General features: G+C 70.5%; 20 protein-coding genes and 3 pseudogenes. 12 read left to right on the plus strand and 11 right to left on the minus strand.

Annotated features, from left to right (window positions below):
* Positions 1 to 79 precede the first annotated feature (79 nt).
* The 5 genes from atpA to EFK10_RS44465 all read left to right on the plus strand — a co-directional run bounded on the left by atpA (position 80) and on the right by EFK10_RS44465 (position 5,111).
* Positions 80 to 1,651, plus strand: a complete 1,572-nt coding sequence (gene atpA, locus EFK10_RS44445; protein ID WP_127361317.1) for a F0F1 ATP synthase subunit alpha — start codon at positions 80 to 82, stop codon at positions 1,649 to 1,651.
* Positions 1,652 to 1,653: 2 nt separating this feature from the next.
* Entirely contained in the window at positions 1,654 to 2,592 is a 939-nt protein-coding gene (locus tag EFK10_RS44450; protein ID WP_127361318.1) for a F0F1 ATP synthase subunit gamma, read from the plus strand.
* 5 nt (positions 2,593 to 2,597) lie between these two features.
* Positions 2,598 to 4,040 carry a F0F1 ATP synthase subunit beta gene (atpD, locus tag EFK10_RS44455; RefSeq protein WP_127361319.1) on the plus strand — a complete coding sequence of 481 codons (1,443 nt, stop codon included), beginning with the start codon at positions 2,598 to 2,600 and terminating at the stop codon, positions 4,038 to 4,040.
* Positions 4,041 to 4,165: 125 nt separating this feature from the next.
* Entirely contained in the window at positions 4,166 to 4,543 is a 378-nt protein-coding gene (locus tag EFK10_RS44460) for a F0F1 ATP synthase subunit epsilon (RefSeq protein ID WP_127361373.1), read from the plus strand.
* A 121-nt stretch (positions 4,544 to 4,664) separates the two neighbouring features.
* Positions 4,665 to 5,111, plus strand: coding sequence for a DUF2550 domain-containing protein (locus EFK10_RS44465; RefSeq protein ID WP_127361320.1), 447 nt, complete (start codon positions 4,665 to 4,667; stop codon positions 5,109 to 5,111).
* A 13-nt stretch (positions 5,112 to 5,124) separates the two neighbouring features.
* On the opposite strand, the gene EFK10_RS44470 is transcribed toward EFK10_RS44465, so the two are convergent.
* Positions 5,125 to 5,697: a cob(I)yrinic acid a,c-diamide adenosyltransferase gene (locus tag EFK10_RS44470; RefSeq protein ID WP_127361374.1), complete on the minus strand. Its 573-nt coding sequence runs from the start codon at positions 5,695 to 5,697 to the stop codon at positions 5,125 to 5,127.
* A gap of 14 nt (positions 5,698 to 5,711) precedes the next feature.
* Positions 5,712 to 6,633, minus strand: a pseudogene (locus tag EFK10_RS44475) (ABC transporter permease).
* Between EFK10_RS44475 and EFK10_RS44485 the strand changes: the two are divergent.
* From EFK10_RS44485 to EFK10_RS44500, 4 genes are all read left to right on the plus strand, one after another.
* Positions 6,603 to 6,788, plus strand: a complete 186-nt coding sequence (locus EFK10_RS44485) for a hypothetical protein (RefSeq protein ID WP_127361321.1) — start codon at positions 6,603 to 6,605, stop codon at positions 6,786 to 6,788. The pseudogene EFK10_RS44475 and the gene EFK10_RS44485 sit on opposite strands and share 31 nt — an antisense overlap.
* Positions 6,789 to 6,867: 79 nt before the next feature.
* Positions 6,868 to 7,716, plus strand: coding sequence for a 3-hydroxyacyl-CoA dehydrogenase family protein (locus tag EFK10_RS44490; RefSeq protein ID WP_127361322.1), 849 nt, complete (start codon positions 6,868 to 6,870; stop codon positions 7,714 to 7,716).
* Between the two features lie 173 nt (positions 7,717 to 7,889).
* Positions 7,890 to 8,210 carry an STAS domain-containing protein gene (locus EFK10_RS44495; protein WP_127361323.1) on the plus strand — a complete coding sequence of 107 codons (321 nt, stop codon included), beginning with the start codon at positions 7,890 to 7,892 and terminating at the stop codon, positions 8,208 to 8,210.
* A gap of 201 nt (positions 8,211 to 8,411) precedes the next feature.
* Positions 8,412 to 10,904: an ATP-binding protein gene (locus tag EFK10_RS44500; RefSeq protein WP_127361324.1), complete on the plus strand. Its 2,493-nt coding sequence runs from the start codon at positions 8,412 to 8,414 to the stop codon at positions 10,902 to 10,904.
* Positions 10,905 to 11,224: 320 nt separating this feature from the next.
* Here EFK10_RS44500 and nucS read toward each other — a convergent pair whose 3' ends face one another.
* Entirely contained in the window at positions 11,225 to 11,890 is a 666-nt protein-coding gene (nucS, locus tag EFK10_RS44505; RefSeq protein WP_127361325.1) for an endonuclease NucS, read from the minus strand.
* A gap of 237 nt (positions 11,891 to 12,127) precedes the next feature.
* On the opposite strand from nucS, the gene EFK10_RS44510 reads away from it, so the two are divergent.
* The gene (locus tag EFK10_RS44510; RefSeq protein WP_127361326.1) at positions 12,128 to 12,520 is read left to right on the plus strand and encodes an SCO5389 family protein; all 393 of its coding nucleotides are present in this window, start codon (positions 12,128 to 12,130) and stop codon (positions 12,518 to 12,520) included.
* A 49-nt stretch (positions 12,521 to 12,569) separates the two neighbouring features.
* On the opposite strand, the gene EFK10_RS44515 is transcribed toward EFK10_RS44510, so the two are convergent.
* The gene (locus tag EFK10_RS44515; RefSeq protein WP_127361327.1) at positions 12,570 to 13,622 is read right to left on the minus strand and encodes an LLM class flavin-dependent oxidoreductase; all 1,053 of its coding nucleotides are present in this window, start codon (positions 13,620 to 13,622) and stop codon (positions 12,570 to 12,572) included.
* 203 nt (positions 13,623 to 13,825) lie between these two features.
* Here EFK10_RS44515 and EFK10_RS44520 point away from each other — a divergent pair, with 203 nt between their 5' ends.
* Entirely contained in the window at positions 13,826 to 14,161 is a 336-nt protein-coding gene (locus EFK10_RS44520) for an ATP/GTP-binding protein (RefSeq protein ID WP_127361328.1), read from the plus strand.
* 26 nt (positions 14,162 to 14,187) lie between these two features.
* Here EFK10_RS44520 and EFK10_RS44525 read toward each other — a convergent pair whose 3' ends face one another.
* Both EFK10_RS44525 and EFK10_RS44530 read right to left on the minus strand, forming a co-directional pair.
* Positions 14,188 to 15,075, minus strand: coding sequence for an ABC transporter permease subunit (locus EFK10_RS44525; RefSeq protein WP_240677855.1), 888 nt, complete (start codon positions 15,073 to 15,075; stop codon positions 14,188 to 14,190).
* A gap of 20 nt (positions 15,076 to 15,095) precedes the next feature.
* Positions 15,096 to 16,106: pseudogene (locus tag EFK10_RS44530) on the minus strand (ABC transporter ATP-binding protein); the annotation flags it as partial.
* Between the two features lie 260 nt (positions 16,107 to 16,366).
* On the opposite strand from EFK10_RS44530, the pseudogene EFK10_RS44535 reads away from it, so the two are divergent.
* Positions 16,367 to 16,701, plus strand: a pseudogene (locus tag EFK10_RS44535) (LD-carboxypeptidase); the annotation flags it as partial.
* 35 nt (positions 16,702 to 16,736) lie between these two features.
* On the opposite strand, the gene EFK10_RS44540 reads toward EFK10_RS44535, so the two are convergent.
* From EFK10_RS44540 to scy, 5 genes are all read right to left on the minus strand, one after another.
* The gene (locus EFK10_RS44540) at positions 16,737 to 17,327 is read right to left on the minus strand and encodes a Uma2 family endonuclease (RefSeq protein WP_127361330.1); all 591 of its coding nucleotides are present in this window, start codon (positions 17,325 to 17,327) and stop codon (positions 16,737 to 16,739) included.
* 86 nt (positions 17,328 to 17,413) lie between these two features.
* On the minus strand, positions 17,414 to 18,184 hold the full coding sequence (locus EFK10_RS44545) for an ABC transporter permease (RefSeq protein ID WP_127361331.1): 771 nt from the start codon (positions 18,182 to 18,184) through the stop codon (positions 17,414 to 17,416).
* 1 nt (position 18,185) lies between these two features.
* Positions 18,186 to 19,196: an ABC transporter ATP-binding protein gene (locus EFK10_RS44550; RefSeq protein ID WP_127361332.1), complete on the minus strand. Its 1,011-nt coding sequence runs from the start codon at positions 19,194 to 19,196 to the stop codon at positions 18,186 to 18,188.
* A gap of 166 nt (positions 19,197 to 19,362) precedes the next feature.
* Entirely contained in the window at positions 19,363 to 20,292 is a 930-nt protein-coding gene (locus tag EFK10_RS44555) for a coiled-coil domain-containing protein (RefSeq protein ID WP_127361333.1), read from the minus strand.
* A gap of 104 nt (positions 20,293 to 20,396) precedes the next feature.
* Positions 20,397 to 24,191, minus strand: coding sequence for a polarized growth protein Scy (gene scy / locus EFK10_RS44560; RefSeq protein ID WP_127361334.1), 3,795 nt, complete (start codon positions 24,189 to 24,191; stop codon positions 20,397 to 20,399).
* Positions 24,192 to 24,284 lie beyond the last annotated feature (93 nt).

A 24,284-nucleotide genomic window follows, 5' to 3' on the forward strand; every position in this document is an offset into this window, starting at 1 on the left:
CAGACAAGCGCAGTTAGCGGCCCGAGTTGGGCCGTAGTGACGAAGACTTCGGGCCCAACAAGGAGAGCAGGGAACCCAGATGGCGGAGCTTACGATCCGGCCGGAGGAGATCCGGGACGCGCTGGAGAACTTTGTCCAGTCGTACAAGCCGGACGCCGCCTCGCGCGAGGAGGTCGGCACGGTCAGCGAGGCCGGAGACGGCATCGCGAAGGTCGAGGGCCTTCCCTCGGCGATGGCGAACGAGCTGCTGAAGTTCGAGGACGGTACTCTCGGTCTCGCCCTCAACCTCGAAGAGCGCGAGATCGGTGCGATCGTCCTCGGCGAGTTCAGCGGCATCGAGGAGGGGCAGCCGGTCACCCGTACCGGTGAGGTCCTGTCCGTCGCCGTCGGCGAGGGCTACCTGGGTCGCGTTGTCGACCCGCTCGGCAACCCGATCGACGGCCTCGGCGAGATCGAGACCGACGGCCGCCGCGCGCTGGAGCTCCAGGCTCCCGGCGTCATGGCCCGTAAGTCGGTGCACGAGCCCATGCAGACCGGCCTCAAGGCCGTCGACGCGATGACCCCGATCGGCCGTGGCCAGCGTCAGCTGATCATCGGCGACCGCCAGACCGGCAAGACCGCCCTGGCCGTCGACACGATCATCAACCAGCGCGACAACTGGCGGTCCGGCGACCCGAAGAAGCAGGTCCGCTGCATCTACGTCGCCATCGGCCAGAAGGGCTCCACCATCGCGTCCGTGCGCGGCGCCCTGGAGGAGGCCGGCGCACTGGAGTACACGACGATCGTCGCGGCTCCGGCGTCCGACCCGGCCGGCTTCAAGTACCTCGCCCCGTACACCGGCTCGGCCATCGGCCAGCACTGGATGTACCAGGGCAAGCACGTGCTGATCGTCTTCGACGACCTGAGCAAGCAGGCCGACGCCTACCGCGCCGTGTCCCTGCTGCTGCGCCGCCCGCCGGGCCGTGAGGCCTACCCGGGTGACGTCTTCTACCTGCACTCCCGCCTCCTGGAGCGCTGCGCGAAGCTCTCCGACGAGCTGGGCGCGGGCTCGATGACCGGCCTCCCGATCGTCGAGACCAAGGCCAACGACGTGTCGGCGTTCATCCCGACCAACGTCATCTCCATCACCGACGGCCAGTGCTTCCTGGAGTCCGACCTGTTCAACGCGGGCCAGCGCCCGGCGCTGAATGTCGGTATCTCGGTCTCCCGTGTCGGTGGCTCCGCCCAGATCAAGGCCATGAAGGGCGTCTCCGGCCGCCTGCGCGTGGACCTCGCCCAGTACCGCGAGCTGGAGGCCTTCGCCGCCTTCGGTTCCGACCTGGACGCGGCCTCCAAGGCCCAGCTGGAGCGCGGCAAGCGCATGGTCGAGCTGCTCAAGCAGGGCCAGTACGCGCCGTTCGCCATCGAGGACCAGGTCGTCTCGATCTGGGCCGGCACCACCGGCAAGCTCGACGACGTACCGGTCGTGGACATCCGCCGCTTCGAGCGCGAGTTCCTCGACTACCTGCACCGCGAGCACAAGGCGCTGCTGACCGGCATCGTCGAGACCGGCAAGCTCCCCGACGAGACGGTCGAAGCCCTCACCGAGGCCATCGAGAACTTCAAGAAGCAGTTCGAGACCTCGGACGGCAAGCTGCTGGGTGAGGGCTGAGCATGGGCGCACAGCTTCGCGTATACAAGCGTCGCATCAAGTCCATCACCGCCACCAAGAAGATCACCAAGGCGATGGAGATGATCGCCGCCTCGCGCATCGTCAAGGCCCAGCGCCAGGTGCAGGCGTCGGCTCCGTACGCGACCGAGCTCACCCGCGCGGTGACCGCGGTGGCGACCGGCTCCAACACCAAGCACCCGCTGACCACTGAGGCCGAGAACCCGACCCGGGCCGCGGTCCTGCTCGTCACGAGCGACCGCGGTCTGGCCGGCGGCTACTCCTCCAACGCCATCAAGGCCGCGGACCGGCTCACCGAGCGCCTGCGCTCGGAGGGCAAGGAGGTCGACCACTACATCGTCGGCCGCAAGGGTGTCGCCTACTACGGCTTCCGCGAGCGTCCGGTCGTGGAGTCGTGGACCGGGTTCACCGACAAGCCGTCCTACGCGGACGCGAAGTCGGTGGCGGCTCCGCTGATCGAGGCCGTACAGAAGGACACGGCCGACGGTGGCGTGGACGAACTGCACATCGTCTTCACGGAGTTCGTGTCGATGATGACGCAGTCGCCGGTGGACAACCGGCTGCTGCCGCTCAGCCTCGACGAGGCGGCGAAGGAATCGGCGACTGCGAAATCAGCTGCTGGCGCAGCGGGGGGCGAGATTCTGCCCCTGTACGACTTCGAGCCGTCGGCGGAAGGCGTCCTGGACGCGCTGCTGCCGCGCTACGTCGAGAGCCGGATCTACAACGCAATGCTGCAGGCCGCCGCTTCCGAGCACGCCGCCCGCCGCCGCGCCATGAAGTCGGCTACCGACAACGCCGGGGACCTCGTCAAGAGTCTGTCCCGGCTTGCCAACGCGGCCCGCCAGGCCGAAATCACCCAGGAAATCAGCGAGATCGTCGGTGGCGCGAGCGCCCTGGCCGACGCGACCGCGGGGAGTGACTGACACCAATGACCACCACTGTTGAAACCGCCACGGCCGCCGGCCGCGTCGCGCGCGTCATCGGCCCGGTCGTCGACGTGGAGTTCCCCGTCGACGCGATGCCGGAGATCTACAACGCGCTGACCGTCGAGGTTGCTGACCCGGCCGAGGACGGCAAGCTCAAGACGCTGACCCTCGAGGTCGCCCAGCACCTGGGTGACGGCGTGATCCGCGCCATCTCCATGCAGCCCACTGACGGCCTGGTCCGCCAGGCCCCGGTGACCGACACGGGCGCGGGCATCTCCGTCCCCGTCGGTGACATCACCAAGGGCAAGGTGTTCAATACCCTCGGTGAGATCCTGAACGTGGACCCGTCCACGGTCGAGGTCACCGAGCGCTGGCCGATCCACCGCAAGGCCCCGGCCTTCGACCAGCTCGAGTCCAAGACCGAGATGTTCGAGACCGGCCTGAAGGTCGTCGACCTGCTGACCCCGTACGTCAAGGGCGGCAAGATCGGTCTGTTCGGTGGTGCGGGCGTCGGCAAGACCGTCCTCATCCAGGAAATGATCATGCGTGTGGCGAAGCTGCACGAGGGTGTTTCCGTGTTCGCCGGTGTCGGCGAGCGTACCCGTGAGGGCAACGACCTCATCGCCGAGATGGAGGAGTCCGGCGTTCTGGACAAGACCGCGCTGGTCTTCGGTCAGATGGACGAGCCCCCGGGCACCCGTCTGCGCGTGGCCCTGGCCGGTCTGACCATGGCGGAGTACTTCCGCGATGTGCAGAAGCAGGACGTGCTGTTCTTCATCGACAACATCTTCCGCTTCACCCAGGCCGGTTCCGAGGTCTCCACCCTGCTCGGCCGCATGCCGTCCGCCGTGGGCTACCAGCCCAACCTGGCGGACGAGATGGGCCAGCTCCAGGAGCGCATCACCTCGACCCGTGGTCACTCGATCACCTCCATGCAGGCGATCTACGTCCCCGCGGACGACCTGACCGACCCGGCCCCGGCCACCACCTTCGCGCACCTCGACGCGACGACGGTGCTGTCGCGGCCGATCTCGGAGAAGGGCATCTACCCGGCGGTCGACCCGCTGGACTCGACGTCCCGGATCCTGGACCCGCGCTACATCGCACAGGACCACTACGACTGCGCCATGCGCGTCAAGGGCATCCTGCAGAAGTACAAGGACCTCCAGGACATCATCGCGATCCTCGGCATCGACGAACTGGGCGAGGAGGACAAGCTCACCGTCCACCGTGCCCGCCGTATCGAGCGCTTCCTGTCGCAGAACACCCACGCGGCGAAGCAGTTCACCGGTGTCGACGGCTCGGACGTCACCCTCGAGGAGTCGATCACCGCGTTCAACGCCATCGCGGACGGAAAGTACGACCACTTCCCCGAGCAGGCGTTCTTCATGTGCGGTGGCATCGAGGACCTCGAGCGCAACGCCAAGGAGCTCGGCGTCGGCTGAGACCGGCCGCTGACTCATCGCGACAGGGGGGTGGACGCGGGCCCTGCGTCCACCCCCCTGCCGCACCCCCGTTATCCTTTGTTTTATGCACCCGCCGTAGGCGGTGGGTGCCGACCCGAGGAGCCATCTTGGCTGAGCTGCACGTCGAGCTGGTCGCCGCGGACCGCAGTGTCTGGTCCGGCGAGGCCACCCTGGTCGTCGCACGCACCGAGTCGGGCGATATCGGCGTCATGCCGGGCCACCAGCCGCTGCTCGGTGTGCTGCAGTCCGGCCCGGTGACCATCCGTACGAGTGACGGCGGTACCGTCGTCGCTGCGGTGCACGGCGGCTTCATCTCCTTCGCGGACGACAAGCTGTCGGTGCTCGCGGAGATCGCCGAGCTCGCCGAGGAGATCGACGTCGAGCGTGCTCAGCAGGACCTGGAACGCGCCAGGGCCAACGAGGACGCCATCGCCGAGCGCCGCGCCGAGGTTCGCCTCATCGCCGCAACGGGCACGCGCTGACAACCAGCCGGAAGCCGCGGGAAGCCTTTCGAGGCGTCCCGCGGCTGCGGCACACCCGGCACCCGTGCCGGAGAGTATTCCTATTCGTGACGTTGAGCGTTGAGCGAGGAGGTCGGTGGGCGTGATCCTCGCTTTTCAGGTGTGCGGAACGCTGGTGGCGGCGGCGCTGCTGGGACTGTTCGTCTTCGGGCTGCGCCGACGGCTCATCCAACGGTCCGGCGGCACGTTCGACTGCAGTCTCCGGCTCGCCGGTGACGCCGGCTCCGAGCCGTCCGGCAAGGGCTGGGGCTACGGCGTCGCCCGCTACAGCGGCGACCGCGTGGAGTGGTTCCGCGTCTTCTCGTACGCCCCCCGGCCGCGCCGGGTCCTTGAGCGCTCCGCCATCGAGGTCCTGCACCGGCGTGAGCCGCAGGGCCAGGAAGAGCTGGCCCTGCTGTCGGACTCCGTCGTGCTGGTGTGTGAGCACAAGGGCCTGCGGCTCGAGCTGGCCATGAGCGACGACGCCCTCACCGGCTTCCTGGCCTGGCTCGAGGCTGCCCCGCCCGGTCAGCGGGTCAACGTCGCCTAGCGGGCTCTACGGCCTAGCGGTCCCCGCCGGGCACCCAGAGCACGTCGCCCACCTCCTTGTTCGCGATCCGGGCCAGGATGAAGAGCAGGTCCGAGAGGCGGTTGAGGTAGGTGGCCGTCAGCACGTTCATCGAGTCGCCGTGCTCCTTCAGCGCCGCCCATGTCGACCGCTCGGCGCGCCGTACGACCGTGCAGGCCTGGTGCAGCAGGGCCGCGCCCGGCGTGCCACCCGGAAGGATGAAGCTGCGGAGCTTCTCCAGGTCCTCCAGGAACCGGTCGCAGTCGGCCTCGAGCTTGTCGACGTAACCCTGTTCCACGCGCAGCGGCGGATATTTGGGGTCGCGGACGACCGGGGTGGCCAGGTCCGCGCCCACGTCGAACAGGTCGTTCTGGACGCGGGTGAGGACGGCTGTGACCTCCTGCGGCAGGCCGCCCAGCGCGATGGAGACACCGATGGCGGCATTGGCCTCGTTGGTATCGGCGTACGCGGAGATGCGGGAGTCCGTCTTGGCGGTGCGGCTCATGTCGCCGAGGGCGGTGGTGCCGTCGTCGCCGGTGCGGGTGTAGATGCGCGTCAGATTGACCATGAGGTCGAGAGTAGTCAGGCTCCGGCCCTGGTGAAGACCCGTGTGCCGACTGCCACGGACACGGCGGCGAAAGCGGCCGCGACCAGGGCGCCGATGCCGACGGTGCTGCTCTCGTAGTCGCCGACGAAGGCGGCGCGTACGGCGTCGACGAGGTAGCGGAAGGGGATGAAGTGGGAGACGACGTCCAACCAGGCGGGGGCGAGGGCCATCGGGAGCAGGAGTCCGGAGAGCAGCATCGCGGGCATGTTGAGCGCGTTGATGACGGGCGCCAATTCCTGCGGGGTGCTGACGCGCATGGCCAGTGCGTACGACAACGAGGCGATCGACACGGTCACCACGCCGATGAAGACGAACCCCAGAGCCACGTTGGCGACGGGCGCGCGCAGCCCGAAGGGAAGGGCGACCAGGACCAGCCGCAGTGACTGGACAAGGAGTACGAGTACGTCCTTCAGAGCCCGCCCCAGCAGCAGGACGACTCGCGAGACCGGGGTGATCCGCATGCGCTCGACGATGCCGTGCTGCTTCTCGATGAGGATGCCGAAGCCGGCGAACACGGCGCTGAACAGGCCGAGTTGGATCATCAGCCCGGGGACGAGGGTCTGCCAGGAGCTGCCGGCGGTGCCGAGCTGCACCTTGGTGAGCAGCGGGCCGGACTGGGCGACGTAGCCGATGCGTCGGGGTACGCCCTCGGGGTCGGGCGCGAGGTCGCGCCCGGCGACGGTCGCGGTGCCGCCGGGTGGGGGCGAGCAGGGTGGTGAGCATGCGCAGGGTGGTGGTCTTGCCTGCGCCGTTGGGCCCCAGGAAGCCGAGGATCTCGCCGCGCTCGACCGTGAGGTCGACGCCGCGTACGGCCTCGACGGTGCGCACACCCTGCGCAAGGAGACCGGCGCGGCGCCCGAGACCCGGTGCCCGAGCTGGTCGCCGGCCAGCTCGCATGGCTGCAGCAGACGGTGATGCGAAGCATCGGCCGGGCGATGGGCGAGGGCGGCGAGCCGATCGGGGTTTCCAGGGCTGTTCTGGCCAAACTGGACGCCGCTGCGGACCTGCTGACCGACGTGGTCCTCAACTATGCGACCAAGGACACATCGTGACCCGCCTCTCTTAGTGCTGCGCTGCGCTGTGAACGGACGTTATGGTCCCCGCAACAGCGTCGACAAGAAGGTGTGTGCCGTGGCGAAGAAGCTCGCCGTCATCGGAGCCGGCCTGATGGGTTCCGGCATCGCACAGGTAGCGGCCCAGGCGGGCTATGAAGTCGTTCTGCGCGATGTCACGGACGAGGCGTTGGCCCGTGGTCTCGGCGGGATTTCGGCGTCGTACGAAAAGTTCGTCGCCAAGGGGAAGCTGGAGGCGGCGGACGCCGAAGCCGCGCTGGCCCGGATCGCGACGACCACGGACCTGGACGCGGTCGCCGACGCGGACATCGTCGTCGAGGCGGTGTTCGAGAAGATCGAGGTCAAGCAGGAGATTTTTCGGGCACTCGACAAGATCGCCCAGCAGGGCGCGATCCTCGCCTCCAACACCTCCGCCATCCCGATCACCAAGATCGCGGCTGTGACGGACCGTCCGGAGCGCGTGGTCGGCACGCACTTCTTCTCTCCCGTCCCGATGATGGGGCTCTGCGAGCTGGTCCGCGGCTACAAGACCAGCGACGAGACGCTGGCCCGCGCCAAGGCCTTCGCCGAGGAGATCGGCAAGACCACGATCGTCGTCAACCGGGACGTGGCGGGCTTCGTCACCACCCGACTGATCTCCGCCCTGGTCGTCGAGGCGGTCAAGCTGTACGAGTCCGGGGTCGCGTCGGCCGAGGACATCGACATCGCCTGCAAGCTCGGCTTCGGCCACGCGATGGGGCCGCTGGCCACCGCCGACCTGACCGGCGTCGACATCCTGCTGCACGCCACCGGCAACATCTACACCGAGTCGCAAGACGAGAAGTTCGCCCCGCCGGAGATCATGCGGCGCATGGTCGACGCGGGCGCGCTCGGCCGGAAGTCCGGAGAGGGCTTCTACCGCTACTGACGGATGACGGGCCATCCGGGGGAGTGCCCCCGGCCCTCATTCACTCGCAGGAGTGAATTCGGTATCGGTTCGCTCACAGACGGCAACCTCTTCGTACAACGGGCCGTCAGTTACCTAGAACTACGACACATTTCCACGGGATACGGGAACGCGATAACGGGAGCGGAGCGCATATGCACATCAGGGGCGACCACGCCGAGCTGGTCGTCGGGGGCCGCCTCGATGTCCACAGCGCGGCTGACGCCCGTTCGGTCCTGCACGACGCCGTTGACTCCGGTCACGGCGACCTCGTGCTCGACCTGACCGAGCTGGACTCGTGGGACGCCACGGGACTCGGTGTGATCATGGGGGCACACCGCAGGGCCGGCCGGGCCGACCGGCGGCTCGTGCTGCGCGGCGTACCGCCGCAGATGCAGCGACTGCTGATCGCCACCCGGCTGCACCGCATCCTGTTCATCGAGGGGGGCATCGTGGTGGGATCGGCCCAAGGCTGAGCAAGGCGGCCAAGGACGGCCAAATTCGGACGCAAGGGCGGCGTGGCAGCCCTGGCGTTCGCTCATACTGTGCAAAGGTTTAGGGTTCGGTTTCCGACGTACCAACCGTACGCCGAGGAGGGGAACCGAGCCCGGTCCACAGCGGACGCGCGGGCGCCCCCGACAAGGCCCTGCAGCGACGCATATGGGGGGCGGAGACTCATGGACCCACGTAACGGCGTACCCGACGAGCCGAACGACGAGCGGCCCCAGGCCGGCGAGGCCGAGGACGGCACGTTCGCGCTGCCGCGCGCCCAGCGCCAGCCACTGGTGCCGCCGACGGCGGACCTGGCGGCAAGCGCGGGCGGCGCAGGCAGTAGTGGCACCGGCGGCGGCTCGGCCCGGGTCGTGCAGCTCGTCGCGGGCGACTTCCTGCTGACGCTCAACCCGGTCGACGGCAGCGAGATCACCACCTGCCCGACTGAGGACCGCCCCGCACCCGTGCGGCGCACCGCCCAGGAGCGCGCGGCCCGGCAGGCCGCCGCACGTCCCCCGGTCCCGCCGGGGCCGCGCGGCCCCGAGTTGCCGCTGCTCGAACGCGAGGAGGAGCGCGAACGGCTCGCCCGGCTGCTCTCCCGGGGCCGCTCCGTGCGGGTCACCGGGCCGTCCGGGGCCGGCCGCACCGTGCTGCTCGACGCCGTCGCCGGCGCCTGCGACGGTCTCGCGCCCGACGGTGTCGTACGGCTCTCCGGCTACCGCCGTACGCCCAGCGACCTGCTGCAGGAGCTCTTCGCCCTCGTCTACGACGCCGAGGGCTACCGGCCCGACCGGGCGCGGCTGCTGGAGCTGCTGCGCGACGTGGGCGCGGTCGTGGTCGTGGACGACCTGGAGTTCGGCGGCACGGCTCTGGAGGACCTGCTCGCGTCGGTGCCCGAGTGCGCCTTCCTGATGTCGGCGACCCCGGAAGTCACGGCGCCGGCCTCCGACTCGCTCGTCGAGGAGATCTTCCTGCCCGGGCTCACCCGGATCGCCTGCCTGGAGCTCCTGGAGCGGGCCGTCGAACGGCCGCTGCAGGACGAGGAGGCCGCCTGGGCCGCCGACCTGTGGTTCGAGTCCGAGGGACTGCCGCTGCGCTTCGTCCAGGCGGGCGCGCTGCTGCGGCGGCGCGACGCGCAGGGCATGGCATCACTGGACGGCGACGCGCCCGTCTGGGGCGACCCGGCCGACCCTGCTGGGAATGACGCCCCGCACGATGCCGTCCCCTCGACCCCCGCCACGCACATACCCCTGCCCTCGCTCGCCGAGAGCGCCGCCCCCGCCGAGTTGCTCGCCTCCTGGATCAGCGAGTCCGCGCGGGAGGCCCTGTGCTTCGCCGTCGCCCTGGGCGGGGAGATCCCGCACCAGGCCCACCTCCCGGCCCTTGTCGGCGACACGCACGGCGACGCCGCGCTCGGTGAGATGGTCGCCGTCGGGCTCGCCACCCCCGTCGCCACGCACTTCCGGCTCGCCACCGGCGTACGGCAGCAGCTCGCCGCCCCCGGTGGCCTCGCCGCCGACGCCGCCGCGGGCGGCCCTGCCGGGCCGCAGGCCCACACCACCGCCCAGCACTACGCCTGGTGGGCCGGCCACCCGTCGGTGACCCCGGACCGGGTCGCGGCGGAGGCCGAGGCGATCCTCGCCACCCTCGCCGCCTGCCGCGACGGCGGGCACGCCAGCGCGGCCGTACTGCTGGCCCGTACGGCGGCCCCGGCCTTCGCAGCCGCGCTGCACTGGAGCGCGTGGGAGCGGACGCTCCGGGTCGGCCAGGAGGCCGCCCGGCTGGCGGGCGAGGTCGCGGAAGAGGCGTACTTCCACCACGAGTTGGGCGTCCTCGCGCTCTGCACCGGCAGCATCGGCCGGGCCCGCACCGAGTTGGAGGCCTCCATAGCCCTGCGCGGTGCCCTAGCGGACCGCCAGGGCACCACCGTCGGGCGCCGCACTCTCGCCCTCGTCGCCGACCGCTCCGGCGGCTCTGCGCCCGCCACGACCCCCTCCGGCGTCGAGGCCCACACCGCCGGCACGGACGCCTCCGCCTTCCCCGGTGAAGCCCCCGCCACCATCATCAGCAAACGCCTCGCCCTCTCCCGCCCCGGCTCCTCCCCCCTCTCCCGGCGCCTCTCCCTCACCCCCACCCGCCGCAACCTCGCCACCGCCGGCGCCGGCGCGCTCCTCGCCGCCGTCCTGGGCACGCTCGTCACCCTCGGCACCACCTCGAACGGCAACGACACCAACACCCCCATGAACGTCAAGCCCGTCGAGTCCGCCCAGCAAGACCAAGCCGACAACGGCCTCCCGGCCGTCTCCCCAACTCCCGGCTCCACGACGGCGCCCAGCGCCACGGGCAGCGGCACCAGCCCCGCCGCGTCTTCCCCTGGTGCCACGGGCGGCGCCGCGGCCACGGATCCCACCACGAGCACCGGCGCGGGCAGCACGGGCGGTGCGAGTACGCCCACGTCGGGTGGCGGTCCCACACCGCCCAAGCCGACGCCCACCCCGTCCCACAAGCCGTCGACCAAGCCCCCGACCTCAACGCCCACGACTCCGTCGCCGCCCCCGGACCCGACCCCGAGCACGTCGCCATCCGACTCGCCCAGCACGTCCAACAGCGCCAGCGATCCGGTGTCCATCACTCCGGTCGCCGGCGACTCCACCTCGGCCTCCGGCACGATCGCCTGACGGTTGGGTCGCGGGTGCCGCCCGGTTGCCCCGGGCGCGTCGGGCCTGCACTCCCGTGGCCGGGTTGGGCCAGGTCGTCCCGCCTCAGGCGGACGGCCTACCCCCAACCCGGTGGGTCAATTCAGCCCGTCCGGCGTTGAGGGCTGGGGGGACCCCCACCCAGACGGGGTCTGGGGGAGAGTCCGGCGCAGCCGGGCGAAGCCTGTGAGGCCCCCAGGGGCCGAGCAGCGCGAGCGCGGTGTGAAGGATTCGGGCCCGGCGCAGCCGTCCGAAGCCTATGAGGCCCCCTGGGGCCGAGCAGTGCGAGAAGGGCGGAAAGGTCAGAACAGGCGGAGCTTGTCGTCCTGGATGCCGCGCATCGCGTCGTAGTCGAGGACGACGCAGCCGATGCCCCGGTCCGTGGCGAGGACGCGGGCCTGGGGCTTGATCTCCTGGGCGGCGAAGACGCCCTTGACGGGGGAGAGATGCGGGTCGCGGTTGAGCAGCTCCAGGTATCGGGTGAGCTGCTCGACGCCGTCGATCTCACCACGCCGTTTGATCTCGATCGCGACGGTCGTCCCGTCGGAGTCCCGGCAGAGGATGTCCACGGGGCCGATGGCGGTCGGGTATTCGCGCCGGATCAGCGTCCAGCCTTCCCCGAGCACTTCCATCCGGTCGGCGAGCAGCTCCTGCAGGTGCGCTTCGACGCCGTCCTTGATGAGCCCGGGGTCGACGCCGAGTTCATGTGAGGAGTCGTGGCGAACGTCCTCGATGGAGATGATGAGCTGCTCGCCGCCCTTGTTGGTGACGGTCCAGACCCGGCCGTCCTCGCTCTCCTTGAGAGTGCAGGGCGGGGACATCCAGTTGAGCGGCTTGTAGGCGCGGTCGTCGGCATGGATGGACACCGAGCCGTCGGCCTTGACGAGGAGGAGCCGGGTGGCCGACGGGAGGTGGGCGGAGAGCCGGCCCGCGTAGTCGACGGAGCAGCGGGCGATGACGAGACGCATGGTCGGCAACGGTACTCGAAGGCGGCCCCGGCACGCGATTCGCGGTGGGGCCTCCGCCGGGGTCCAGTGTCGGTCAGCTTGTTCGAGAATGGCCGGTTGTGCGCGTCTGCTCCTGGTGCGGCCGGACCCTCACAGCCTACGGTTGTGAGTGGAGGCCGTCGTGCGGGAGAACACAGGGCGGCTTCCTCCGTAGTCCGTCTGACTCCTCGGGCACGGGGGGTCACGAGAGGAGTACTCATGTCGCTCGACGTCTCACCGGCCCTCCTCGAGCAGGCCGAGCGAGGCGAGGTCGACGAGAAGGAATTCGTCGACTGCGTCCGGACCTCCCTGCCTTACGCATGGGAGATGATCAGCTCTTTGGTAGCGCAACTGAAGGTGGACGGCGGTGCGTTCGCCGACAACCAGACCCCGCCGCCGGACGAGCAAGCACGTGGACAACTGCTCCGAGCTCTGGCGAGTGACGCTATACGGGGGGCCCTGCAACGGCACTTCGGGGTCCGGCTGGCTTTCCAGAACTGCCACCGGGTGGCGGTCTTCCCGCTCGACCGGGCGGTGGACGGAAGCTACGCCAAGTTCACCTCCGTACGGTCTCAACTGCTGAACCAGTCTCCGGAGTTCAGGGACTGCTGATCCACCGCACCATGATTTGGTGACCTGCTCCCGTCATTGGTCCAGTCCTTCAATCCTGTGAAGTGTTGGATCCGGCCAATTGCGGGAGCACTTCACTGCCCAGCCTCGCCACGTTCGCCTCGGTGGTCGCGAGGTCCCCGGACCCCTCCACCAGCAGCGCGAAGCGCGTGATGCCGGTGCGCTCGGCGGTGGCGGCGAGGCGGTCGGCGCACAGGGCGGGCGGCCCGACGGGGTGGAGGTCGCAGAGCAGTTCGGTGTAGGCGAGCGGATCGCGCATGCTGCGCTTTCGCCCGTCCACCGTCACGTGGGCGCCCAGGCCGCGCTGCAGCCAGCCGGGCATGGCCTTGGTCAGAGTCTCGGCGGCGTCGGCGCGGGTGTCGGCGATCTGGACGACACCAGCCGATACATGCTCGGCCCCGGTCTTCGCCACCATTTCGGGTGAAATCCCAGCAGCCCGTGCCTCGGCCTGCCACATTGCGACCATGTCGGCTTTCTCCTCGTCCCCGCAGTGCATCCCCAGCAGCATCGGCAGCCCGCGCTCCGCCGCGAGCCGTAAGCTGGCCGGCGAGGTGCAGGCGACGACCACCGGCGGGCCGGACGGCTCGTCGAGCTCGTCGGGGCGCGGTACGACGGGGACCTCGCGGAAGGAGAAGCGCGGCCCCGAGGCGCCGACCCGGGGCTCGCTCAGCCACCGCAGCAGCAGGTCGAGGGATTCCGGGAACCCCGACTCGTACGCCTCCAGGCCCGCCCCGAAGACCTCCAGGTCGACCCAGGGTCCGCCGCGCCCCACGCCCAGCGTGAAGCGGCCGCCGGAGGCGATGTGCAGCAGTGCCGCCTGCTCGCCCAGCGCCACCGGATGCACGGTTGGGAGCACACTCACCGCTGTCCCGACGCCGATCCGGCGGGTGCGGCCCAGCAGCAGCGCGGCCAGCGTGACCGCCGACGGACACACGCCGTACGGCACAAAATGGTGCTCGGCGAGCCACACGGAGTCCAGCCCGGCCGCCTCCGCGGCCTCGGCCGAACGCACGGCCCGGTGCAGCGCCTCCACCTGGCCCTGGCCAGGGAATTGGGCTGCGAGGACGAACGTACCGACACGCATCGCGCTTCACATCCTCCGATTGCTACTACTGCATTAACGCCTGACACGTGCCAAGGGCACGGTCCAGCGCGGCGATTTCATGATTTTCTACGGGGAATCGGGAAAGGGGGGTCCTGAGGATCTACCCGGACCACGCGGTCGTACGCGCGCGCTGTCTTACGCTGGATACGGCCAGCGCCCCGACCAGCCCGTGAGGTGTCCCCTTGTCCCCGCGCCGAAACCGCCAGCAGCGAGGCGGTGGCAAGCCCGCGCCCGCCGAGCGCCCGGAAACCGGCCCCGGCCACGGCCTGGAGCGCACCGAGACCTGGCAGGGCGAGGAGTGGTCCGTCCGCCCCGTCGCCGGCGCCGCCGGCAAGCACTACCGCTGCCCCGGCTGCGACCAGGAGATCCCGCCCGGCGTCGGTCACCTGGTGGCCTGGCCCGAGGCCGGCTTCGGCGGCGGCATCGACGAACGTCGCCACTGGCACCGCGCCTGCTGGAACGCGAAGGACCGCCGCACCACAAAGGTGCAGCGGTCCCGTAACGCCCCGCGCTACTGAGCTCTGAGCTCTGAGTTGCGAGCCTGTTAAACGTCGCGCCTTGCCAGCACGGCATACGCGCCGGCGAGCGCCAGCGCGGTCACCACGGCGAGCATCGCGAGCTGCGAGAGGCCGTTGACGTTGTTATCGCCGATCATCTGCACCCGGTAGAGCGCGGCCAGCGCCACCGGGGTCGAGTACTCGAGCAGCTTCTCCTGCACCTTCACCAGGCCCGGGGCCTGCATGAAGATCGCGACGATCAGCGGCAGCAGCACCACGCCCAGCATGGTCGTGATCGCCCCCGCCGAGTGCCGCAGCAGCGTCCCGACGGCCAGCGCCAGGAGGCCCAGCAGCGCGACGTAGAGCCCCACGCCGACCGTCGCGCCCAGCCACTCGGCGGGCGCGGCGGAGGTGACGCCGTTCGAGATGGTGACCGAGCCGTTGCCGCTGTAGTAGTCGACGGACGGCGCGTGCCTCCCGCTGAGCACCGCCCAGTTGATCAGTGCCGTCACCCCGCAGGCCAGGGTGGTGATGCCGAAGCTGAGGCCGAAGAAGACGATCGCCTTCGCGGTCAGCACCCGCGTCCGCTGCGGGCACGCGGTGAAGGTCGTCCGGATCATCCCGGTGCCGTACTCGGAGGTGATCACCAGTACTCCCAGCGTGATCACCGCCAACTGGCCGAGCATCAGCCCGTACAGGCCGGGGCTGAGCACCGGCTCGCTGTAAGTGGCCATTCCGCCGCTGGCGCTGATGGCCCACAGCATCAGCAGGTTGATGCCCAGGACCAGCCCCAGCATGATCCCCAGCGTCCACATCGTGGAGCGCACCGTCCGGATCTTGGTCCACTCCGACCGCAGCGCATGCGTCAGATTCGTCGCCTCGACAGGGACCACCGGCGCGGCCGGCCCCTGCTGGACCTCAACGGGGTAGATCATCGGGCATCCTCGGACTGGCTCGGCACGGTATACGGCTGCGGCTGTGGATTCGGCTGCGGCGCGATCGGCGGGCCCCACCCCGGGGGCGCCGCCTGCTGCAGCCCGAACCGCTGGTCCTGCGTGGAGCGGTAGTCCACCGCGCCGTTGGTCATCCGCATGTACGCCTCCTCCAGCGAGGCCTGGTGCGGCGAGAGCTCCCACAGCCGTACGTCCGCCTCATGCGCCAGGTCGCTGATCCGCGGCAGCTCCAGCCCCGACACGCGCAAGGCCCCGTCCTGCTCCGGCTGCACCTGCCCGCCCGCCTCGGTCAGCGAGGCGGTCAGCCTCTCGCGCTGCTCCGCGACATCCGGCGTACGTACGAGTGCGTAGCCCGCCGAATTGTGCGCGATGAAGTCCTTCACGCTCATGTCCGCCAGCAGCTGCCCACGCCCGATCACGATCAAGTGGTCGGCGGTCAGTGCCATCTCGCTCATCAGATGGCTCGACACAAAGACCGTACGGCCCTCCGACGCCAGCGTCCGCATCAGATTCCGCACCCAGTGAATGCCCTCGGGGTCCAGCCCGTTGACCGGCTCGTCGAACAGCAGCACCTCCGGATCACCCAGCAACGCCCCCGCGATGCCCAGCCGCTGCCCCATCCCCAGGGAAAAGCCCTTCGACTTCCGGTGCGCCACCTCCTGCAGGCCCACCACCCCCAGCACCTCATCCACCCGCCGCGCCGGAATCCCCGACAACTGCGCCACACACAGCAAATGCTGCCGTGCGCTCCGCCCCCCATGCACCGCCTTCGCGTCCAGCAGCGCCCCCACCCGCCGCGGCGCGTTCGGCAACTCCCGATACGGCACGCCCCCGACGGTCACCCGCCCCTCCGTCGGCGAGTCCAATCCCAGAATCATCCGCATCGTCGTCGACTTCCCCGAGCCATTCGGCCCCAGAAACCCCGTCACCGCCCCCGGCCTTACCTGGAACGACAGGTTGTACACCGCCGTCTTCGCTCCATAGCGCTTGGTGAGGCCCACTGCCTCGATCAATTTCCCGCCCCTCGCCGACACTGCCAATTAAGGGTTAGGAGGGTACAAGCACGAATCCGGTTCCATCCCGCTCGTAGCGTCCCTGGGTTCCGGGCAGGTGAAGGCGTCCACCCGGCGTCAGCGTCCTCCGACATGTCGACCATCCTCACCGTTCCTAGAGACTGAGCGGGAGTGAGTCCTGTTGCCAGAGCCCATGCTCAGCCGAACACCCCGAACGGTCTTGGGTGTTCTGGTCCACCGCGTTCGCTCCGCGTGGGAATCCCGAAGGGCTGCTCTCGTGGCTGGACATCGTCAGCGCGCCGAGGGGAAGCCGGTTCACGCAGACTCCGCCGGGCCGGCACCGGGCCAAGGGCTGAGGCTGGCCGGGTTCTTCGACGGCGCGAACGCAGTCCTCGTCGGCCGGACCTCGGCACCCGACAAGGACTCGCTGACCCAACACGAGGCCGTGCTGGACGCACTCGGCACCCTGGGCGTGCCGATCATCGCCGACGTCGAGTGCGGCCACGTCCCGCCGTACCTGCCCATCGTCAACGGAGCGCACGGCCGCGTCACCTATACCTCAACCCGCCACGAACTGACGCAGACGCTGGAATGATGTGACCGATCGACACGGCGTATCGCCGGTGGGGCTCAGTCGCGGGGGAAGTCGGCCGTTTCCAGGACGAGGTCGATGACCGTGCCGGTGAGGTCGATGGGTTCGCCGAACTTGATGGTGAGCTTGTTCCGGTATTCGTCGTCCTGCGGGAGGGTGAAGACGTGGCACAGGCCGGTGTAGGGGTCGGCGATCAGGTAGACGGGGACGCCGGCTGTTGCGTAGGCCGCCTTCTTCTTTCCGTAGTCGCTGTCGGCGGTTCCGCTGGAGATGACTTCGGTGACGAACTCGACGTCCTGGTACCGCCAGCGCCTGTGTGAGTCCAGTTGGGCGGTGTCCGAGAGCTTGACGACGTCGGGGGCGAAGCCGTTCTTGTGGCCGGGGAAGTCGATGCGTACGTCGGACTTCACCTTCACCTGCATGCCGAAGCGGTCTTCCAGGGCCCGCACGATCCTCCGGATGATCTCCCAGTGGGCATCCCGCTGCGGCGACATGTGGACGGTCCCCTCGACGATCTCGACCTTGTAGCCCTCGGGGACGGGCATCCGCTCCAGCGCGTCGAACATCTCGTCCAGACTGAGTTCGCTGCTGTCGGCCATGTCGATCCTGTCGGTCAGTGCGACGGTCATCGTGGCGCTCCTCCCCGCTGCAGCATGTGCGCGCAGCCGCCCGGTTCAACGATACGTGCGGGCCCCGGGATACGCCGGGTGGAGATCTACGCGTCCCGCTTCTTCAGCACCACGTATCCGCCGATCAGGGCCGCGGCCACCCACAGGAGCATGATGCCGAGTCCGGCCCAGGGGCCGTACGGGCGGTCGTCGTTGATGGAGACGACCTGCATGATCTTGGAGCCTGCCCGGTCGGGGAAGTAGCGGGCGACGTTCTTGGCACCGGGGACGGCGGCCAGGATCGGGGAGATGAGGAAGAAGAAGGGCATCAGGATGCCGAGGCCGAGCATGGGGCTGCGGAGCATCATGGCGATGCCCGCGGAGAAGAGCACGGTCAGGGTCATGTAGAGGCCGGCGCCGACGACGGCGCGGAGCACGCCGTGGTCGGTGATGGAGGTGCTGTGGTCGCCGAGGAGGGCCTGGCCGACGAAGAAGGAGAGGAAGGCGGTGGCCATGCCGACGACGAGGGCGAGGGCGCCGATGACGGCGACCTTGGAGGCGTAGAAGGTGCCGCGTTGGGGGACAGCGGCCAGCGAGGTGCGGATCATGCCGGTGCTGTACTCGCTGGAGACGACCAGGACGCCGAAGACGATGAGGGCGAGCTGGCCTAGCAAGAGCCCTGAGAAGCTGGAGGAGGTGGGGTCGAAGCCGGCGCGGTCGCTCTCGCCGAAGTTGTCCCACTGGGCGTTGGTGAGGAGGCAGAGGAGGCCACTGAGGATGACGGTGACCAGGAGGGCGGATCCCAGGGTCCATACGGTGGAGCGGACGGACCGGACCTTGGTCCATTCGGACTGGAGGACTGCGCTCGGTGCCGCCATGTCAGGACTGCCCCTTCTTCTGCTTCTGCTGCTGCCAGTTGGCGCCCCAGGCGGGCTGCTGCTCCGGTGCGGGCTGGTCTGACGGGGCCGGTACGCCCGATACGCCCGGTACGCCCGCGTGGTACTCGACGGACTCGGCGGTGAGGCGCATGAAGGCCTCCTCCAGGGAGGCCCGTTGGGGGCTCAGTTCGTGGAGTACGAGGTGATTCTGGGCGGCCAGTTCGCCGATCTTCGCCGGGTCGGCGTCCTGGATCTCGATGGAGCCGTCGCCGACCGTGACCGGGGTCAGACCGGCCACCGTGAGGGCGTCGCGCATCTGCTCGGGCTGCGGGGTGCGTACGCGGATGTACGAGCGCGAATTCTGCTCGATGAAATCGGCCATGGAGGTGTCGGCGAGGAGCCGGCCGCGGCCGATGACGACGAGGTGTTCGGCGGTGAGGGCCATCTCGCTCATCAGGTGGGAGGAGACGAAGACGGTGCGGCCCTGCGCGGCGAGGTCCTTCATGAGATTACGGATCCAGTGGATGCCCTCGGGGTCGAGTCCGTTGACCGGTTCGTCGAACATCAGGATCTTGGGGTCGCCGAGGAGGGCGCCGGCGATGCCGAGGCGCTGGCCCATGCCGAGGGAGAAGCCCTTGCTGCGCTGCTTCGCGACTGCCGTGAGGCCGACGGTCTCCAGGACCTCGTCGACGCGGCGGCGGGGGATGCGGTTGGCCTGGGCGAGGCAGAGGAGGTGGTTGTACGCGCTGCGGCCGCCGTGCATGGCCTTGGCGTCGAGGAGGGCGCCGATGTAGGTGAAGGGATCGCTGAGCTGGGCGTAGTGCTTGCCGTCGATGGTGACGTCGCCCGAGGTCGGATTGTCCAGGCCGAGGATCATCCGCATCGTCGTTGATTTTCCCGCGCCGTTCGGGCCCAGAAAGCCCGTCACAACGCCCGGTCGTACGGAGAAGGTGAGGTGGTCGACGGCCGTCTTGCCGCCGTACCGCTTTGTCAGCGCCTGCAGCTCGATCATGCGGTCCACGCTATTCGGCTGACGGCGCCGATGCACCCGGAAGGCGCGGTTCCGGACAGGGTTCAGGCCACGTTTCCGAACATGCCGGAGCCCCCGCCCCAGGAGGGGGGATGGGCGGGGGCTCCGTGGCGTACGTATCCGTCAGACGTGAGGCGTCGGCGTGGCGTCAGCGCTGGGCCGGGACGCCGCGGGTGACGGGCTCGTCGTCCGGGGCGCCGGCGGCGGCGACGGCCGCACCGGTCAGGGTGGCCAGCATCTCGCGGACGTTGGTCAGCTGGGCGTTGATGCTGTCGCGGCGGTTGGTCAGAGCCGCGAGCTCACGCTCGGATTCGCTGCGGATGCGGTCGGCCTTGGCGTTCGCGTCGGCGACGATGTCCTCGGCCTGGCGCTGGGCGGTCTCGACCGTCTGGCGGGCGCGGCGCTCGGCGTCGGTGCGGAGCTTCTCGGCCTCGAGGCGGAGCTGCTCGGCGCGGTGCTCGATCTCGGCGAGGCGCTTCTCGGCCTTGGCCTGACGGGACGCCAGGTCACGCTCGGACTGCTCGCGGCGCTTGGCGAGGTTGGTCTCGAAGTCCGCGGCGGCCTGGGCGGCCTTGGCGCGGGTCTCCTCGAAGAGGGCGTCGGCCTCCTCGCGCTTGGCGGCGGCGTCCTTGGTGGCGTCGGCGCGCAGCTGCGAGGCTTCGCCCTTGGCCTTCTCGACGATCCGCGCGCCCTCGTCCTCGGCCTTGCTCTTGCGCTCGGCGGCGAAGGACTCGGCGTCGTTACGGACCTGGTTGGCGGCGGACTCGGCAAGCTCGCGGTGCTGCTCGGCAGCGCGGCGGGCCTCCTCGCGCAGGTCCTTCGCCTCCTCCTCGGCGAGGCGGAGGATCTTCTCGACCCGGGCACCGAGACCGGCGTACGACGGCTCGGCGTCGTTGACCTGGGCCTGCGCGTTCTGGGTCTCGAGGTGCAGCTCCTCGATGCGCTTCTCCAGCGCGTTGATACGGGCCAGCGCGCTGTCTCGGTCGGCGACCAGTTTCGTGATGCGGTCGTCCACCTGGCCGCGGTCGTACCCGCGCCGTACGAGCTCGAACCCGAAGGGGGAGGAAGTGTCGCTCATGGGGTTCCTGTCAATTCAGACCGGTGGTGGGGTGTTAGGGGAATCCTAGGGGCCGCAAGGGCGCGGCATCGAGTCAATGTCCATTAGGTATGCAGAATGTGCGCTCAATCGAGTGGAGCCTCGTCGGACCGCTTGCCACTCGATCGGGTGCCTCCGGCGCCCGCTCCCGCCGTGACGGCGCTCTTGCCGTCGCCGGGTGCCTGGAATGATTCCAGCGCCTCCAGCACGTCCTGTACGCGGGAGATCTCGGCGTTGATGTCCTGCCGGCGGCGTACCAGCACCTCGAGCTCGCGCTTGCCCTCCGTTACGATGCGCTCCGCCTCGGCCCGCGCCTCCGCCTTGATCCGGTCCGCTTCGCGCGCGGTGTCGGACTCCTTCTGCTCGGCACCCTTGAGCAGCTCCTCGGCCTTCTTCACCGCGGCGATCCGCACCTTGCTCGCCTCGGCGCTCGCGTTGGACCGGGTCGCCTCGGCCTCGGCCTCGGCGTCGGCGAGTTGCTTGCGGGCCTTCGCCTCGGATTCGGTCAGCTGCTCGGTCGCGGCGGCTACCAGCTTGTCGACCCGTTCGCCGGCCGACTTCATCTGCGCGGCGGCCTCCTTGCGGGCCCGCTCGTGCAGTTCCTCGACCTCGGCCTCGACGCGGGCGCGCAGCTCCTCCGTACGCTCCCTTATGGCCGTGGAGTCCTGTCGGGCCTCGTGCAGCAGGGTGTCGGCGTCCGTACGGGCCCGCTCGACCATCCCGTTGCCCTCGTTGGTGGCCTCGTTGACGAGGCGTTCGGCCTCCTTGCGGGCCGCGCCGACCATGGTGTCGGCCTGCTTCTCGGCCTCGGTGGCGATCCGGACGGCCTCGTCCTGGGCCTTGGAGATGAGCTCGTCGGCCTGCTCGGCAGCCTCGCTGCGGCGCCTGTTGGCGTCCTCGCGGGCCTGGTCGCGCATGGCCTGGGACTCCTCGCGGGCCGCCTCGGCGTCGCGCTCGGCGCTGTCCAGGGACTCCTTGGCCAGGATGCCGAGGCGCTCGGCTTCCGTACGGGCCTTGGAGATGAGCTGGTCGGCCTGGAGCGCGGCCTCGGTGCGGCGGCGGTTGGATTCCTCGCGGGCCTCGTCGAGGTGGCGCTGCGCCTCCTGGCGGGCGCCGGCGAGGGCTTCCTCGGCCGCGCGGCGGCGCTCCTCGGCGTCGCGCTCTGCGGTGTCCAGAGCGTCCTTGGCGAGGATGCCCAGGCGTTCCGCGTCGCGCTGGGCCTTGGCGACGATCTCGTCGGCCTGGTTGGCGGCCTCGCCGAGGGCGCGGTCGGTTTCCGCGCGGGTCTCGGCGCGCAGCCGGTCGGACTCCTCGATCGCGTCGGTGACGGTGCGGTCGGCCAGGGCGCGGGCGGCCTCGGCTTCCTCGCCGGCCTCGCGGCGGATGCGGGCGGCGTCCTCGGAGGCGCGCTCGCGCTCGGCGTTGGCGTCGGCGTGCAGCCGGTCGGCGGCCTCCTGGGCCTCGGCGCGCATGCGGTCTGCGGCGTGCTCGGCGGCCGAGCGCAGCCCGGCGATCTCCTGATCGGCCTGCTCGTGCAGCCCGGCGACGGAGTCTCGTACCTGCTGGGCGGTCTGCTCGGCGGCGCCCATGAGTTCGGCGGAGTGCCGCTCGGCGTCGGCGAGCAGCCGCTCGGCCTCGGCCTGCGCCTCCTCGACCCGCTTGCGGGCGGAGGCGAGCAGTTCCTCGCTCTCGCGGCGGGCCTGGGCGCGTTCATGGTCGGCTTCGCCCCGGGCGGACCCGAGCAGTTCCTCGGCCTCGCGGCGGCGGCGCAGCGCCTCCTCCTGGGCGGCGGCCAGTGCCTCGGCGGCCTCGGCCCCGATGCGCTCGGCGGCCGTGGCGGCCTCGGCGCGCAGCCGGTCGGCGGTCTCCTGGGCCTCGGTACGCAGCTGCTCGGCCTCGGTGGCGGCGTCGCTGGTGAGCCGGACGGCCTGCTGCTCGGCCTCGGCGCGGGTCTGCGAGGCGTCGGCGGCGGCCTCGTCCCGTAGCCGTACGGTGTCCTGTTCGGCCTGCTCCTGGAGCGTACGGACCCGCTCGGCGGCCTCGGCGCGGACCTGGGCGGCCTCCTCGGCGGCCTCGGCGCGCAGCCGTTCGGCCTCGGCGCGGGCGTCGCGCAGGGCCTCCTCGGCGGCGGCGATGCGCAATTCGGCCTCGCTGCGCTGGCGGTTGAGGTCGGCGGCGGCTTCGTCTCGCAGCCGCTGGGCGGCCTCGACGGCCTCCTCGCGCAGCTGCAGCCCGGCGAACTCGGCGTCCTCCTTGACCTGGACGGCCTGCTGCTCGGCCTCGGTGCGCAGCTGCTCGGCCTCGGTACGGGCCCGCTCCAGCGCCTCGTCGGCCTGCCGGCGCAAGCCCGCGGCCCGCTCGATGGCCTCGGTTCGGACCCGCTCGGCCTCGGTGGTGGCGCTCTGGCGCTGCTCGTCGGCGTCGGCCTTGGCCTTGGTCAGCAGCGCCTCGGCGGTGCTGGCCGCCTCCTCGATCTGCTGGACGGCCTCGCGGCGGGCCTCGCCCCGGATCCGCTCGCCCTCGGCGACGGCGTCGGCGCGCAGCTGCTCGGCCTCGCCACGCAGCCGGCGTGCCTCCTCCTGGAGCTCGACGGTCTTGGCGCGGTACTCCTTGGTGTCGTCCTGCGCCGCCCCGCGCAGCTGCTCGGCGGACTCCTCCGCCTGGCCGCGCAGCCGCTCCGCCTCGGCCTCGGCCTCACGCTTGATCCGCTCGGCCTCCTCGCTCGCCGCGCGGGTGGTGGACTTGGCGTCCTCGGTGGCCTTGTTCAGGACCTCCTCGGCCTGCCGGGCGGCCTTGGCCAGCGCGGCCGCGGCGTCCTCGGCGAAGGCGGCCTTGGCGGTCTCCGCGGCCTCGGCGAGCATCCGCTCGGCCTTGGCCTTGGCGTCGGCCTTGGTCTGCTCGGCCTCGGTCTTGGCGGCCTCGGCCTCCTTGGTGGCCTCGGTGACCAGGCGGGCGATCTCGGCGCGGGCGGTGCGGGTGCGCTGCTCGTTGTCGGCGTCGACGGTGGCCAGCCGCTTGGCCGCGTTCGCGGCGGCCTCCTCGCGCAGCCGGTCGGCCTCGGCCCGGGCCTCGCGCAGCGCCTCCTCGGCCTCGCGCTTCTGCTCCTCGGCGGTCCGGGTCAGCTCGGCGGCCTGCTGGCGGGCCTGGTCGGACTCGGTGAGGGTGCTGGTGCGCAGCTGCTCGGCCTGGCTGGTGGCCTCCTGTGCCTGAGTACCGGCCGCGTTCAGCAGGCGCTCGGCGTCGGTGCGTGCTCGGCGCAGCAGCTGCTCGGCCTCGGCACGGGCGGCGGTGGTCTCCGACTCCAAGCGCTCGCGGGCGCCCTCCGCGATCCGCTGCGCCTCCTGGCGGGCGGCGGCCAGCGCTGCCTCGGCCCCGGCGCGGGACTCGTCCATGAGCCGGCGGGCCTGCGACTCGCTGCGGGCGCGGATCTGCTCGGCCCAGGCCACGTTCTCGTTGACGTGCTGCTCTACGCTGGCCCGGCGCTCGGCCAGCTCCTCGTCAAGGCGGCGGCGCCGGGCGACGGCCTCGGCGTGCCACTGCGCCTCCATCTGGGACTGGCGCTCGGCCTGCTCCTGGAGGAGGCGCTGGGTGGCGGCACGGGCCTCGCGCAGCTCGCGCTCGGCGTCGGCGCGCAGCTGGTTGGCCTGGATCTCGGCGTTGCGGAGCAGCTGGTCGGCCTGGTGGCCGAGGTTGTCGTAGGCAGGACGGGACGCGAGATTACGGCGCGCCTCGTGCAGCTTGGCGCGCAGCACCTCGACCTGGTAGCCGAGGTCGTCGGCGTGTTGCAGCACCTTGTCCCGCTCGGTCCGCAGCCGTTCCATCTCGGCCTCGAACTGCGAGAGGTGGTCGCCCTCAACCTCGTAGCGGTCGTTGCCCCGCACTCCGCGGTCCCATCCGTCCGTCCTGGTGTACCCACCCGCCAACCGAGTGAGATTCCCCGGGGCCCTGTTTCGCGCAGGGCCTTACGGAGAATT

Source organism: Streptomyces soli (assembly GCF_003999195.1).
Classification (GTDB): domain Bacteria; phylum Actinomycetota; class Actinomycetes; order Streptomycetales; family Streptomycetaceae; genus Actinacidiphila; species Actinacidiphila soli.